Origin of the sequence: Streptomyces sp. NPDC059564 (genome assembly GCF_042735575.1) — a bacterium.
Lineage (GTDB): Bacteria > Actinomycetota > Actinomycetes > Streptomycetales > Streptomycetaceae > Streptomyces.
This window is the reverse complement of the sequence record NZ_JBHWBP010000197.1, coordinates 1-13,808: the sequence shown is the minus strand read 5'-3', so window position 1 is coordinate 13,808 and position 13,808 is coordinate 1. Positions and strand designations below refer to the sequence as shown.

Annotated in this window: 15 protein-coding genes; 7 read left to right on the top strand and 8 right to left on the bottom strand. The window is 73.6% G+C overall.

The window, feature by feature from the left end:
* The 3 genes from ACFV0Q_RS27130 to ACFV0Q_RS27120 all read left to right on the top strand — a co-directional run.
* A partial coding sequence (locus tag ACFV0Q_RS27130) for a hypothetical protein (protein WP_385008976.1) occupies positions 1-1,150 on the top strand: 1,150 nt, incomplete at its 5' end.
* Positions 1,151-1,188: 38 nt separating this feature from the next.
* The gene (locus ACFV0Q_RS27125) at positions 1,189-1,842 is read left to right on the top strand and encodes a spherulation-specific family 4 protein (RefSeq protein ID WP_385008979.1); all 654 of its coding nucleotides are present in this window, start codon (positions 1,189-1,191) and stop codon (positions 1,840-1,842) included.
* The gene (locus tag ACFV0Q_RS27120; RefSeq protein ID WP_385008975.1) at positions 1,839-2,675 is read left to right on the top strand and encodes an endo alpha-1,4 polygalactosaminidase; all 837 of its coding nucleotides are present in this window, start codon (positions 1,839-1,841) and stop codon (positions 2,673-2,675) included. The genes ACFV0Q_RS27125 and ACFV0Q_RS27120 overlap by 4 nt, the downstream gene beginning before the upstream one ends.
* Before the next feature lie 21 nt (positions 2,676-2,696).
* On the opposite strand, the gene ACFV0Q_RS27115 is transcribed toward ACFV0Q_RS27120, so the two are convergent.
* The 5 genes from ACFV0Q_RS27115 to ACFV0Q_RS27095 form a co-directional block, all read right to left on the bottom strand.
* A complete protein-coding gene (locus ACFV0Q_RS27115; protein WP_385008978.1) occupies positions 2,697-3,875 on the bottom strand; it encodes a sensor histidine kinase in 1,179 nt (392 codons plus the stop codon).
* 79 nt (positions 3,876-3,954) lie between these two features.
* Positions 3,955-4,677 carry a hypothetical protein gene (locus ACFV0Q_RS27110; protein WP_385008974.1) on the bottom strand — a complete coding sequence of 241 codons (723 nt, stop codon included), beginning with the start codon at positions 4,675-4,677 and terminating at the stop codon, positions 3,955-3,957.
* Positions 4,674-6,557 carry a phosphatidylglycerol lysyltransferase domain-containing protein gene (locus ACFV0Q_RS27105; RefSeq protein ID WP_385008973.1) on the bottom strand — a complete coding sequence of 628 codons (1,884 nt, stop codon included), beginning with the start codon at positions 6,555-6,557 and terminating at the stop codon, positions 4,674-4,676. The genes ACFV0Q_RS27110 and ACFV0Q_RS27105 overlap by 4 nt, the downstream gene beginning before the upstream one ends.
* An 80-nt stretch (positions 6,558-6,637) precedes the next feature.
* Positions 6,638-7,705, bottom strand: coding sequence for a nicotinate-nucleotide--dimethylbenzimidazole phosphoribosyltransferase (gene cobT / locus ACFV0Q_RS27100; RefSeq protein WP_385008972.1), 1,068 nt, complete (start codon positions 7,703-7,705; stop codon positions 6,638-6,640).
* A 66-nt stretch (positions 7,706-7,771) separates the two neighbouring features.
* Positions 7,772-8,986, bottom strand: coding sequence for a bifunctional adenosylcobinamide kinase/adenosylcobinamide-phosphate guanylyltransferase (locus ACFV0Q_RS27095; RefSeq protein WP_385008971.1), 1,215 nt, complete (start codon positions 8,984-8,986; stop codon positions 7,772-7,774).
* A gap of 103 nt (positions 8,987-9,089) precedes the next feature.
* On the opposite strand from ACFV0Q_RS27095, the gene ACFV0Q_RS27090 reads away from it, so the two are divergent.
* Positions 9,090-9,299: a hypothetical protein gene (locus tag ACFV0Q_RS27090; RefSeq protein ID WP_385008977.1), complete on the top strand. Its 210-nt coding sequence runs from the start codon at positions 9,090-9,092 to the stop codon at positions 9,297-9,299.
* 102 nt (positions 9,300-9,401) lie between these two features.
* Here the strand turns inward: ACFV0Q_RS27090 and ACFV0Q_RS27085 are convergent, their stop codons facing one another.
* Both ACFV0Q_RS27085 and ACFV0Q_RS27080 read right to left on the bottom strand, forming a co-directional pair.
* Positions 9,402-10,109: a class I SAM-dependent methyltransferase gene (locus tag ACFV0Q_RS27085; protein WP_385008970.1), complete on the bottom strand. Its 708-nt coding sequence runs from the start codon at positions 10,107-10,109 to the stop codon at positions 9,402-9,404.
* A gap of 77 nt (positions 10,110-10,186) precedes the next feature.
* Entirely contained in the window at positions 10,187-10,795 is a 609-nt protein-coding gene (locus tag ACFV0Q_RS27080; RefSeq protein ID WP_385008969.1) for a DUF3043 domain-containing protein, read from the bottom strand.
* Between the two features lie 288 nt (positions 10,796-11,083).
* On the opposite strand from ACFV0Q_RS27080, the gene ACFV0Q_RS27075 reads away from it, so the two are divergent.
* Positions 11,084-11,878, top strand: coding sequence for a PspA/IM30 family protein (locus ACFV0Q_RS27075; protein ID WP_351830546.1), 795 nt, complete (start codon positions 11,084-11,086; stop codon positions 11,876-11,878).
* Positions 11,879-11,892: 14 nt separating this feature from the next.
* On the top strand, positions 11,893-12,171 hold the full coding sequence (locus tag ACFV0Q_RS27070) for a hypothetical protein (protein ID WP_385008968.1): 279 nt from the start codon (positions 11,893-11,895) through the stop codon (positions 12,169-12,171).
* 104 nt (positions 12,172-12,275) lie between these two features.
* On the opposite strand, the gene ACFV0Q_RS27065 is transcribed toward ACFV0Q_RS27070, so the two are convergent.
* On the bottom strand, positions 12,276-13,052 hold the full coding sequence (locus tag ACFV0Q_RS27065; RefSeq protein WP_385008967.1) for a hypothetical protein: 777 nt from the start codon (positions 13,050-13,052) through the stop codon (positions 12,276-12,278).
* Positions 13,053-13,122: 70 nt separating this feature from the next.
* Here ACFV0Q_RS27065 and ACFV0Q_RS27060 point away from each other — a divergent pair.
* On the top strand, positions 13,123-13,808 hold a 686-nt coding region (locus ACFV0Q_RS27060; RefSeq protein ID WP_385008966.1), incomplete at its 3' end, for an adenosylcobinamide-GDP ribazoletransferase.

Below are 13,808 nucleotides of genomic sequence, written 5' to 3'. Positions count from 1 at the left end.
CCTCGAAGGCCCCCCGGACCGGCTCGGCCTGCCCGCCGGCACCCTGACCCTGCTCGCCGGAGCCCTCATCGGCTGGGTCTGGGACCAGACCCTGTCCCACCGCGCCTACTCCTGGCTCGGCCTCGGCGACCGGGCCGCCGCCGGGCGGACCCTGCTCGCCGGGGCCCCCGCCGGGGCACTGCTCGGCACCGCCGCCGCGTTCGCCGTCCCCGGCGGGCCGCCGTTCGCGTACGCCTTCGCCGCCGGCCAGGCCCTGTACGTGGGGGCCGCCACCGTGCTGCTGGTGCTCGGCCGGGAGCGGGTGCTGCTCGCCGCCCTCGGCCCGATGGCCGCCGGGGCGGTGCTCTCGCTGTTCGTGGGGCTGCCGGTGGCGCTGCGGGTGGCGCTGCTCGTCCTGTCGCTGGTGGCCGCCTGCGCGCTCGCCCTGCGGGAGCTGCCGCTCGCCGAGGGCGTACGGGCCGTCGTGCGCAGGATCCGTGACCGGTCCCGGCACCGGCCGGGCGAAGGAGGCCCGGTGCGCTGGCGGATGCTGCGCGGCGCCGAGGAGGACTACGGCCGGCGCGGACCCCGGATCGGGGACTCGGTGCCGTACGGGGTCTTCGGCCTCGGCACCGGCCTGCTGGTGCTGTACGCCGCGCTGGGGGAGGTGCTCGCCGGCGGCCCCGCCGAAGCGGTCGCCGCGCCGTCCGCGGTGGCCCTCACCCTCAGCATGGGCCCCGCCGAATGGCTGCTGCACCGCTTCCGCAGCGGCAGCCTCGCGGGGCTGCGGGCGGCCCGCTCGCCCCGGGCGTTCTGGCGCCGGATGCTGTCCACCCTGGCCCGCTGCCTCGCCCTCTACCTGGTGGTGCTGCTCGCCCTCGGCATCACCGGAACCCTGCTGTGGCCGCAGGCCCCGGGCCTGACCGGGGTCCGCGTCGCGACCCTGCTGCTCCTCGGCGCCGTGATGTGGACGGGGCTGCTCCTGCAGTCCTTCGGCGCGGTCCGGCCCGCCGCCGTGGTCTGCGCGTGCGCCGCCGTCGCCCAGAGCCTGGCCCTGCTCGCCGGGGCCGGGCAGCCGCGGCTGGTGCAGCTCCTGGTGGCGGGCGGCGCCGCCGCGGCCCTGGCCGTGCTGGTGTGCCTGCTCCTCGGCCGGGCGACGGCCCACCGGTGAGCCCCGACCGCGTGTCCCCGTACGGGAAGAAGGACCCCATGCTGCTGGTGCCCCTCTACGAGCACCCCGCCGACCGGCCCGAGGAGTGGGAGCTGCTCATCCGCTCCGCGGGCCGGCTGCACTCCGTGGTGCTCAACCCCGACAGCGGGCCGGGCCGGGCCCCCGACGAGCGGTTCGCCGCCGTCGCCGCACGGCTGCGCGAGGCCGGCGTGGCCGTCCTCGGGTACGCCGACACGGACTACGGGCGGCGCCCGCACGGAGAGGTCGTCCAGGACCTGCTGCGCCACCGCGACTGGTACGACACCGACGGGGCCTTCCTCGACCAGGCCGCCGCCGGCCCGGAACTGCTGCCCCACTACGGCCGGCTCGCGGTCTCGGCCCGGGCGGCGGGAGCCCGTACGCTCGTCCTGAACCACGGCGTCCACCCGCACCCCGGGTACGCCGGGCTCGCCGACCTGCTCGTCACCTTCGAGGGACCCTGGGACGCCTACCGGGACGCGGCGGCCACCCCGCCCGCCTGGACCGCCGACCACCCCGCCCGGACGTTCTGCCACCTCGTGTACGCGGTCCCGCCGGACGCGCCCGCCGCCGAACTCGCCGCGGAACGGGGGGCCGGGGTGTACTGCGCGGTTCCCGGAACGGGCGCACACCCGTGGGGGACCCTCCCGTACGCCCTGGAGGCGGCCGGATGAAGAGAACCACCACCGCGCTGGCGGCCGTCGCCGTCGGCGCCCTGCTGCTGCTCACCGGCTGCTCGTCGGACTCCGACGACGACGAGGAGACGCCCGAGCCCGGCCCCCCCCAGGCACCGGCTCCGGCCCCGGGGGACCGCTGGCAGCCGAAGCCCGGCACGGCCTGGCAGTGGCAGCTCAGCGGCAAGCTCGACACCTCCGTGGACGTGCCCGTGTACGACGTCGACGGGTTCCTCACCACCCAGGACCAGGTCGCCGCGCTGAAGGGGGCCGGCCGCCGCACCATCTGCTACGTCTCCACCGGCGCCTGGGAGGACTTCCGCCCCGACGCGGGCGACTTCCCCAAGGACATGCTCGGCGAGGGCAACGGCTGGAAGGGCGAACGCTGGCTCGACGTCCGCCGCGTGGGCGAACTCGAACGGCTGATGGGCAAGCGGTTCGACATGTGCCGCGACAAGGGCTTCGACGCCGTCGAACCCGACAACATGGACGCCTACCGCAACGACTCCGGCTTCCCGGTGACCGCCGACGACCAGCTGAAGTTCAACCGGATGATCGCGAAGCTCGCCCACGACCGCGGGCTGGCCGTCGGCCTCAAGAACGACCTCGACCAGATCCCGCAGCTCGTCGGCGACTACGACTTCGCGGTCAACGAACAGTGCGCCCAGTACAAGGAGTGCGACCAGCTGACCCCGTTCGTCCAGGCGGGCAAGGCCGTCTTCCACGTCGAGTACGAACTGCCGACGGACCGTTTCTGCGAACGCTCGAAGGAGCTGAAGCTCAGCTCCCTGGAGAAGAAGCTCGAACTGGGGCCCTGGCGCAAGTCCTGCTGACGGGCGGGGGCGGGACCGGGTTCAGGCCACCGGCAGGATCGCGTGGACCCGGTAACCGCCCCCGTAGCGGGGGCCGGTGAAGCAGGAGCCGCCCAGCGCGCCCGCCCGCTCGCGCATGCCGAGCAGGCCGTGCCCGCCGCCCGGGTCGGCCGCCGAGGGGGCGGAGTCGGCCGAGTCGCCCCCGTCGTCCAGCACCGTCACCTCCACCGAGGCGCCCACCCGCACCACGCTGACCTCGGCCTTCGCGCCCGGGCCCGCGTGCTTGCGGACATTGGTCAGCGCCTCCTGGATCACCCGGTACGCCGCCAGGTCCACGGCGGACGGCAACGGACCGGTGCCCGACCCCAGTTGCAGGAGGACCCGTACCGGCAGCCCGGCGTGCCGGAACGTGTCCAGCAGCTCCTCCAGCAGGGCCAGCCCCGGCGCGGGCTCCGTCGGCGCCTCCGGATCGCCCGACTGCCGCAGCAGCCCCACCGTGGCGCGCAGCTCGTTCAGCGCCGACCGGCTGGCGTCGCGGACGTGCGCGAGGGCCTCCTTGGCCTGGTCGGGCCGCTTGTCCATGACGTGCGCGGCCACCCCCGCCTGTACGTTGACCAGGGCGATGTGGTGGGCCACCACGTCGTGCAGGTCCCGGGCGATGCGCAGCCGCTCCTCGGCGACCCGCCGCCGGGCCTCCTCCTCACGGGTCCGCTCGGCCCGCTCGGCCCGCTCCCGCATCGCGTCGATGAAGGCCCGCCGGCTGCGCACCGCGTCCCCGGCGGCCGCGGCCATCCCGGTCCAGGCGAAGATGCCGATGTTCTCCTGCGCGTACCAGGGCAGCGGCCCGGCCAGCATCGCCACCCCGGTCAGCCCGGCCATCGTGAGCAGCCCGATCCGCCAGGTGGTGGGCCGGTCGGTGCGCGAGGCCACCGTGTACAGGGCGATCACCGCGCACATCGCGACGGGCGCCCGCGGCTCCCCGGTGGTCAGCTCCAGCAGCGAGAGCCCGCAGGTGACCGCCAGCACGGCGCGCGGCCTGCGGCGGCGCAGCACCAGCGCGGCGGCGCCGAGCAGCATCAGCAGCAGGGAGAACGGCTCGGGGGTGCGGGTCCCGAAGGTGGGCCCGTGCGGTCCGTGCGGATCGGCGAAGGACCCGACGACCATGGAGACGAACGCCCCGAGCGCGAGCACGGCGTCGGTGGCGAGCGGATGCGCCCGCATCCACTGCCGGGTGGGGGCGAAGGGCCCGAGGTCTGTCGTCACCCCGATACGGTACGGGCTCGTCCGCACCCCGCACGGATCAGGCGGGCCCCGGAGGCGGCGGGGGAGGCTGCCGGCGGACGACCGGCGCGCGGGAACGGGCGGGCCCCCACTTCGCGCGGACCGTGCACACGGCCATCACGGCGGCGATGGCCGCCAGGTGCTCCTTGCCCGCGAGGTTGTCCTTGAACAGCACCTCGCCGGTCATCACCAGGATCACCAGCGCCCCCGTGAGGTAGGCCCGGTAGCGCCAGCAGACGTAGATCGCGAGGCCCACCACCGCCGCCGAGGGCCCGGTGTCGTTGACGATCCGGTCGGACACCGGCAGGCCGAAGGGGTGGTCGGGCCCCAGGGAGAGCCCGATGCGGGCGTAGGTGGTCCCGGCGAGCGTGGCGACGTAGCCGATGAGCAGGGTGCGCCACCAGCCGATGCAGATCTCCGAGATCCCGAAGACCAGCAGGATCTGCGCGAGGGCCCCCCACACCGGCAGGTCGAGGGCGGGTACGAACAACGACAGCGGAGTGCGCAGCAGAGCGAGCCACAAAGGATCGACGGCCTTGACGGACCCCAGGTTCTGGACCGGCTGGAAGCCCCAGGACGTGTTCTGCACGACCTGGAAGAAGGAGGTCAGGCAGACCGCGCCGATGGTCATCGGGATCGCCCGCCACTTGTCACGGACGAGCGCGTCCCGGATGGTCCAGAACAGGGGGCCCCACTCACGGCGGGCGAACCGCCGTAGTGGGGCCGTCGTCCACGACGTCAACGAATCGTCTCCAGATGTCTGCGGTGCAGCCACTTCGGCAGGCCGGGTGCCTCCAGGAAGCCCTCGGCCCGGCCCGCCGCGATACCGATCCGCAACAGGTCGGAACTCTTCTCGAAGAGCATGAACCGCGGTTCCCAGATCGGCCGGTATTTGGCGTTGGCCCGGTAGAGGGACTCGATCTGCCACCAGCGGGAGAAGAAGCTCAGCAGCGACCGCCACATCCGCAGCACCGGACCCGCGCCGAGCTTGGACCCCCGCTCGAAGACGGAACGGAACATCGCGAAGTTCAGTGACACCTGTGTGACGCCGATCTCCTTCGAGCGCTCCAGGAGTTCGATGACCATGAACTCCATCAGACCGTTCTCGGAATCCCGGTCACGGCGCATCAGGTCGAGCGACAGCCCCTTGGGGCCCCACGGCACGAAGGACAGCACGGCCCGCAGGTCGCCGTTGCCGTCGGTGCACTCCAGCATCACGCACTGGCCGTCGTCGGGGTCGCCGAGGCGGCCCAGCGCCATGGAGAAGCCGCGCTCGGTCGCGCCGTCGCGCCAGTCGTCGGCCCTCTTGAGGAGGACGTCCATCTCCTCGGCCGGGATGTCGCAGTGGCGGCGGATGCGGACCGTGTACCCGGCCCGCCTGACCCGGTTGAAGGCCTGCCGGACGGTGCGCATCGCGCGGCCCTCCAGCGTGAACTCGTCGGTCTCCACGATGGCCTCGTCGCCGAGCTCCAGCGCGTCCAGGCCGTGCCGCGCGTAGATCTGCCCGGCTTCCTCGCTGGCGCCCATCACGGCCGGCACCCAGCCGTGCTCGCGGGCCTCGGCCAGCCACGGCTCGATCGCGCCGGGCCAGGCCTCGGGGTCGCCGATGGGGTCGCCGGAGGCCAGCGAGACCCCGCCGACGACGCGGTAGGTGACGGCGGCCTTGCCGGTGGGGGACCAGATCACGGACTTCTCGCGGCGCAGCGCGAAGTAGCCGAGCGAGTCGCGGTCGCCCTGCTTGGCGAGCAGCGCCCGCAGCCGCTCCTCGTCCTCGGGGGTGAGCGGGTCGACGGCGCGGCGCGAGCGGAACGCCGCGAAGAGCACGGCGAGCAGCAGCATCATCGACATCACGTTGATGAAGACGTCCACCCAGGCGGGCGTGGTGATCGCGTTGTACGCCTTGTCGTCGGGCGCGAGCGTGATCAGCCGCATCACGCCGTACCGCCAGCGCGCCAGGAACGTGGCGTCGGCGCGGTCCGGGTCCGTGTTGGTGGCGCCCACCAGCAGCGCGGCGACCAGCGAGGTGAGCAGCAGGCCGACGGCGCCGACGGCGGTGGCCAGCTTCGGGTTCGAGCGGTCGCCCTTGGCGTAGAACTCGTGACGGCCCACCACCAGCGCGCCGACGAAGGCCGCCGTCAGGGCGAGCGAGACCCAGTTCTGCGCGTGGTCGCGGAACTCCGGGTAGCACAGGTTGAACTCGCCGCCCGTGCACGGGGCGAACGCGGCGACCGCGAAGGCCAGCAGCAGCATGCCGCTGACCACCAGGTTCAGGATCCACGCGGCCCGCTTGCGGCGGCCCATCGTGACCGCGAGCAGCAGCGAGAACAGCCCGGAGGCGAACCCGGCCGTCAGCAGGTACGGGGTGTAGAAGTCGGCGGTGTTGTGCTTGCGCAGGTCCTGCCCGAGCGAAAGCCACACCGCGCTGAGGAAGTTGACGAAGGTGACGGCCCGCAGGTACCAGACCGCGAAGGCGGCACTGCGCCGCGACGGGGCACTCCCCCTGCGGCTCTCCGCCTTCGCGGCGGGATCGCCGCCGGACTCCTTCTTGCTGTTGGAACCCTTGCCGGAGGCCTGATCGAGGCTCCGGTCGGTGTCTACGCTGGTCAAGCGGACCTCTCCCATGAAAAGCGATGATATGGGGCGTCACCGTCCACAGGCAGTGCGAGCACTGCGGACTGGTCAGGCCCGTAGTGCCCGGTGTCTCAGTCCGTCGGCTGTTCCCCAGCCGCCCTCTCCGGGAGTTCCGCCGCGAGTGCGGCGGCCGCCTGGACCAGGGGGAGTGCCAGCAAGGCCCCGGTTCCTTCTCCCACTGTGACGCCGTGGTCGAGCACGGGGTTGAGTGCCATCCGGTCCAGTGCCTTCGCCTGGCCCGGCTCCCCGCTCGTCTGTCCCGCCAGCCACCAGTCCGGGGAACGGAACGCGGCCCGCTGGGCCACCAGCCCGCAGGCCGCCGAGACGACCCCGTCGAGGATGACCGGAGTACGGCGCACCGCGCACTGGAGGAGGAACCCGGTGATCGCGGCGACGTCCGTGCCGCCGACCGCCGCCAGCAGCGCCATCTGGTCGCCGAGCACCGGGCGGGCCCGGCGCAGCGCGTCCCGGATGGCCGCGCACTTGCGCATCCAGGCCAGGTCGTCGATCGGCACCCCGCCGCGGCCGGTGACCACGGACGCGTCCGTCCCGCAGAGCGCGGCGACCAGTACGGCCGCCACGGTGGTGCCGCCCACGCTCAGGTCGCCGAGGACGACCAGGTCCGTACCGGAGTCGGCCTCCTCGTCGGCGATGGCGATGCCCAGGCGCAGGGCGGCCTCGGCCTCCTCGGCCGTCAGCGCGTCCTCCACGTCGATCCGCCCGCTGCCCCGCCGTACGCGGCGGCGCGTCACGTCCTCGGGCAGCAGCTCCGGATCGCAGTCCAGGCCCGTGTCGACGACGCGCACGCCCGCGCCGAGCCGCCCGGCCAGGATGGCGACCGGGCTGGTCCCGTCCAGGACGGAGCGCACCAGCTCGTGGGAACTGCCCGCGGCCCGGGCGGAGACGCCCTGGGAGGCGATCCCGTGGTCGGCGGCGAACAGTACGACGCGCGGCCGCTCGATCGGCTTCACCGGGACCTGCCCCTGCGCGGCGGCCAGCCATTCGGCGAGGTCGTCGAGCCGGCCCAGCGCGCCGGGCGGCACGGCCAGCCGCTCGCGGCGATCCTCGGCGTCACGTCGGACGCCCCCGTCGGGGCGTTCGATCAGATCGGAGAAGTCGTCGAGATTCAGCGTGGTCATCTGCCAGAGACTACAGCCGGTCAGGCCCTCCCTCAGGGGGTGTCCCGGCGATCCCGTGGCGGTCCGTCACCTCGGCCGCTCCTTGAGGACGAGGGCCTGCCCCGCCACCACCAGCAGGACGTGCTCGCACTGCCCGGCGACCACGCTGTTGAGGCGGCCCAGCTCGTCGCGGAACCGCCTCCCGGACGCCGTCGCGGGGACCACGCCCGCGCCCACCTCGTTGCTGACCAGCACCACCGTGCGGCGCGTGGCGCGGACCGCCGCCACCAGGCGGGAGATCCGGGTGCGCAGCTCCTTCTGCCCGCCCGCCGCCCACACCGCGTCGTCCCAGGCCCCCGCCCGGTCCATGGCGTCGGTGAGCCACAGCGCGAGGCAGTCGATCAGCAGCGGGGGGCCGGCCTGCTCCAGCATCGGCACCAGTTCGCAGGTCTCCACCGTCCGCCAGCCGGCCGGGCGCCGCTCGCGGTGCAGGCCGACGCGCTGGGCCCATTCCGCGTCGCCGTCGCGGGTGCCGGAGGTGGCGACGTAGACCACCTCGGGGAAGGACGCCAGCCGCTGCTCCGCCTCGACGGACTTGCCCGAGCGGGCGCCGCCGAGCACCAGGGTGCGCCGGGGTACGTCCGGCGGCGCGTGGTACTCGCCCGTCACCACCGTGGTGCCGTCCGGCACGGCGCGGGCCCCGGCCGCCGCGCACCGGCGCTCCAGCTCCGGGCCCGGCGGGGTGTCGTGGTCCAGGTGCACGGCGATCACGTCGGTGGCCGGGCCGACCGCGCCGCTCGCCCGCAGCCGGGCCAGGGCCTCCGGGCGGCCGAGCACGTCCGCGATGACCACGTCGTACGCCCGCCGCGCGGTCGTCCCGTTGGTACCGGCCGGCGCCCCGCCCGGCGGGAGGTACAGCAGCCGGCTGCCGTCCGGGCCCGTGACCTCGTACCCGGTGCCCGGCGCGTCCATCGGCACCGCCCGCACCCGGTGCCCGCTGATCACCGCGAGCTCCCGCCCGTCCGGTACCCGGCCCGCCGCGGGCAGCCCGGGCGGCAGCTCGACGGGCGGCCCGTCGTGCGGGTGCGTCAGCAGGACCTGCCGCACGCCGCTCAGCGAATGCCCCGCGCGGGCCCCGGCCAGCACCGCCCCGGGGGTCAGGTCCAGCAGCAGCGCCCCGTCGACGAGCACGGCGGTCGCGGCGCGGGCCAGGGTGCCGACGGAGACCGCGCAGGCGGCGCAGGGACAGCCGGGGCGGGGCAGTCCTTCAGGGGTACCGGTGCCGAGCAGAGTGAGTTCCACACAGAGATCCTCCCGCGTCGCCGGTACTGCTGCGCGCCCGGTTACTCTGCGGGCACACTCATGCCGAGAAGCGTGAGATCACGTGCGAGCAACGGAGGCGGACATGGTGTGGACGTGGCGGTTCGAAACGGCCGACGGCACGGAGACGAGCCCGGCGGTGGAACCGGAGGAGTTCACGACCCAGGGCGACGCGGAATCCTGGATCGGCGAGGTCTGGAAGGAACTCCTCGACGGCGGCGCGGACCGCGTGACCCTCTTCGAGGACGACACGCAGATCTACAAGATGAGCCTCAGCGCGGCCGCCGAGGCGTAGCCCGCCTGGGTACATCCAGCCCCGCCGGCGTTTGAGGCGCGGGGTGCGGGGCGGAGCCCCGGCGCGTAGCCGCAGGCGGTTACGGCGGGGGCCCCGTCCGGGCTAACCCCGGACTCCGCACAGGTGCAGCAAGGCGGCCACCGCCCGGTAGGGATCGGTCCGCCCGGCCCGTTCCTCGGCGGCGAGCAGCGCATCGAGTTCCGCCTCGGGCGGCAGCGCGGCACCGGCCTCGGTGCCATCGGTGAAGATCCGTACCCCGTACCACGCGGCCAGCGGCGCACCGATCCCGGACAGGGTGGCCGTCAGATCGGCCAGCCGGTCGGCCCGTACGTCCAGGCCGAGCCGGTTCGTGTAGTCGACGGTGTCGAAGGCGGCCATCGCCTTCCCCCAGTCCCCGGCGAGCCCCGGCCGCAGCGCGAGCGCGTCACCGTTGCGCACCAGCAGGGACAGCAGTCCGCCGGGCGCCAGCATCCGGGCCAGCCCGGCGAGCATCGCGTCCGCCTCGGGGACGTACATCAGCACCCCGTGGCACAGCACCACGTCGAAGCTGCCCGGTACGAAGTGCGCGCCCGTCTCGCGGCCGTCGCCTTCCAGTAACTCGACCCGGTCACGGATCCCGGCGGGCTCGGCGGCCAGCGCGGCGTGCGCGACCGCCAGCATGGCCGCGTCCTGCTCCAGGCCGGTGACCTTGTGCCCGGCGCGGGCGAGCCGCAGCGCCTGGGTGCCCTGGCCCATGCCGACGTCCAGGACGCGCAGCCGCTGCCCGACCGGGAAGCGGTGCGCGATCTGTTCCTCGACCTGCCGGCCCACGAGTTCCTGCCGGACCGCGTTGCGCAGTCCGCCCAGGCCCTCGAGCCACAGCCTGGCGCCCTGCGCGAAACCCTCGCTCAGGGCCGTTCCCCACGCTTGACCTGCGGCTTCGGCAGGCGCAGCCGACGCATCTGGAGGGTGCGCATCAGGCCGTACGCGATCGCGCCGCGGCGCGGCTCGTTCGCGAAGCGCTCGTTCAGCGCCTTGCGGAGGCGGAACACGAGGCCGATGGAGTCCAGGATGATCAGGACGATCACGCCGAGCCACAGCATCAGCGAGATGTTCTGGATCGACGGGACCCGGACCATGCTCAGCACCAGGATGATCACCGCGAGCGGCAGGAACATCTCGGCGACGGAGAAGCGCGAGTCCACGAAGTCGCGGACGAACTTGCGGACGGGGCCCTTGTCACGGGCGGGCAGGTAACGCTCGTCGCCGTTGGCCAGCGCCTCGCGCTGCCTTGCCATCTCTTCGCGGCGACGTTCACGGGCTCGCTTGGCGTCCTCCTTGCGGTTGCCGGTCGAGGCCACCACGGCCTTGCGCTGCGACTGGGCCACAGCACGCTTCGGCGTAGGGCGGCCCTTCGGGGCCTGCGGGTCACGGGGCTGCGAGAGGTCGGCGCTCACCTTGTCGGCGGCGGCGGCCTTCTCTTCCTTGGAGGAGCGGCTACCAAACACAAAACCCAAGCCTACGTGGTCTGGGCCACGGGCCCCACCTCGGTGGGGAACGATCCGGCAACGGCGGGCGTCTTCCCAGTGCGGGGGTTCCCCGGTCTCGGGGATCACCTACTCCTTACGCCTGATACGGCGCCGGGGGTACTCGTCCTGGAGGAGGAGCGCATCCGTGCTCGATCGGTGCGGTAATAGAGGCAGGGCCCGTACTGTGGGTTCTGTGGCGGTCATCTCGGGTGATCGAGGGATCGCGACTGTTGGTGACCTGGAGCGAAGTCCGTCAGAAGGGGGCGCGCGAAGCCCATGAGCGGTGTCATGAAGCGTATGGGGATGATCTTCCGCGCGAAGGCGAACAAGGCCCTTGACCGGGCCGAGGACCCGCGCGAAACCCTCGACTACTCGTACCAGAAGCAGCTCGAGCTGCTTCAGAAGGTGCGCCGCGGTGTCGCCGACGTGGCGACCTCCCGCAAGCGCCTGGAACTGCAGCTGAACCAGCTCCAGGGCCAGTCCGCCAAGCTGGAGGACCAGGGCCGCAAGGCCCTCGCCCTGGGCCGCGAGGACCTGGCCCGCGAGGCCCTGTCCCGCCGCGCCTCGCTCCAGCAGCAGGTCAGCGACCTGGAGGTGCAGCACCAGACCCTCCAGGGCGAGGAGGAGAAGCTGACGCTGGCCGCCCAGCGCCTCCAGGCCAAGGTGGACGCCTTCCGTACGAAGAAGGAGACCATCAAGGCCACGTACACGGCCGCCCAGGCGCAGACCCGGATCGCGGAGTCCTTCTCCGGCATCTCGGAGGAGATGAGCGACGTCGGCCTGGCCATCCAGCGGGCCGAGGACAAGACCGCCCAGCTCCAGGCCCGCGCCGGCGCGATCGACGAGCTGCTGGCCTCCGGCGCCCTCGACGACCAGAGCGGCCTCGGCTCCAAGGACGACATCCAGGCCGAGCTGGACCGCCTCTCAGGCGGCACCGACGTCGAGCTGGAGCTCCAGCGGATGAAGGCCGAGCTGGCCGGCGGGCCCTCCGCCCAGCAGCAGGCCATCGAGGGCGGCGCCCCGGGCACCGCCCAGCCGTCGCAGACCCAGCACCGGTTCGACAAGCAGTAGGGCAGGGGCCCGTCATGATTGTCCGCATCATGGGGGAGGGGCAGGTGAAGCTGGCCGACAGCCACTTCACCGAGCTCAACAAGCTGGACGACGAACTCCTCGCGGAGATGGAAGCCGGCGACGAGGAGGGCTTCCGGCGCACGCTGGGCGAGCTGCTCGACGCCGTACGCCGCCTCGGCGAGCCGCTCCCCGACGACGCGCTGGAGCCGTCCGAGCTGATCCTGCCCGCCCCCGACGCCTCGCTGGACGAGGTCAGGGAGATGCTCAGCGACGACGGCCTGATCCCGGGCTGACGCGCCCGCCGCCCGCCGCCCGCCGCATCCAGGACACCCGGCGGGCGGGGCACCGAACGGCCGACGAAGGGCCCGCTCCCGTACCCGGGGGCGGGCCCTTCGCGTCAGTCGGGCTTCTCCGCGGCCCGCTCCACCGCCGCGCGCTCCGGATCGGGGGTCCCGCCGATGAACTCCTCGAACCTGCGCCGCGGCCGGGCCCAGCGCCGGTCGTGGTGGAAGGCCCGCAGGCCGGCCTTGGCCCGGGCGCGCGGGCGGCTCGCGTAGAACCGCTTCGCGTACGGGGACCCGGGCCGTGCCAGCCGCACCGCGCCGATCAGCGCCACGAAGGGGATCACCGTCCCGAACACCGCCGTGCGCGGCTTCCCCTTCCACAGGGCGACCAGCGCGAGGAAGAAGTTGGTGGCGGTGTTCATGACGACGAGGCCCCGGCTGTGCCGTTCGTCGGGGGTGAGTTCGTTGACCCCGAAGGGCAGGAAGCCGCCCAGCACCAGCGCGACCACGGCGGCCGTCAGCACCACGACCTCCACGCTCTTGCGGCCCTGCTCGCTCCAGTACACGTCGTCGAGGTGCAGGAGCAGCGCGAACTCGTCCAGCACCAGCCCGGCGCCCAGCCCGAACAGCACGGCCGACAGGCCCGCGCCGAAACTGTGCTGCCCGCTGCCGACCGCGCCGAACCCGCCGATGATCACGAGGACCACGCCCGGGACCACGTGGTGGACGTGCAGCCCGCCCGGGGTGATGTTCTTGAAGGGCCCCCGGCCGGCCCGGATCAGCCGCGTGATCACCCGGGTGACCAGGAAGGACAGGACGAAGGCCAGCAGGGCGAGCAGCAGGGGGAGCTTGCCCGGCTCGACGATGTTCCGGTACCACCAGTGACCCACGACACCTGCTCCCGTTTTGGCACGTATTGAGCAATTTACCGCCCACCCGGAGCGGGTAGCGTTCGCGCCGATGACAGATTCGTTCGATGATCCACCACTGGTGCCGCCCACCGAGCGCGCCTCCTTCCGCGACGGGATCCGCTTCGCGTTCGGCACGCTGAGCGTGCTGCCCGCCCGGATCACCCGCTGGGACCGGCCCGCCGCCCGCAGCGGCATGGCCTGCGCCCCGCTCGTCGGGCTGGTCCTCGGCCTGCTCGCCGCCGCGGCCGGCACCGTCCTCTTGGTCCTCGGGGGCGGCCCGCTGCTCGCCGCGGCCGTCACCGTCGCCGTCCCGGCCGCGCTGACCCGCGGGCTCCACCTCGACGGGCTCGCCGACACGGCCGACGGGCTGGGCAGCGCGAAGCCCGCCGAGGACGCCCTGCGGATCATGAAGCAGTCCGACATCGGCCCCTTCGGGGTCATCTCCCTGCTCGTGGTGTTCCTGGTGCAGGTGGCCGCGCTGGCGGACATCTACGCCGACGGCTGGGCGCCGGGCGCGCTCGCGACCGTGCTCGCCGCCGTCACCGCCCGGCTCGCCATGACCCTGGCCTCCCGCGCCGGAGTCCCCGCCGCCCGTCCCGAAGGCCTCGGCGCGGCGGTGGCGGGCGTGGTCCCGCGCCGGGCCGCGGCCGCGGTGGCCGCGGGCGTCGTCGTGGCCGCCGCCGACGGAGCACGCGAAGAGCTCCTTGGAGGCCGCCGCAGTCACTCGGGGGGGGT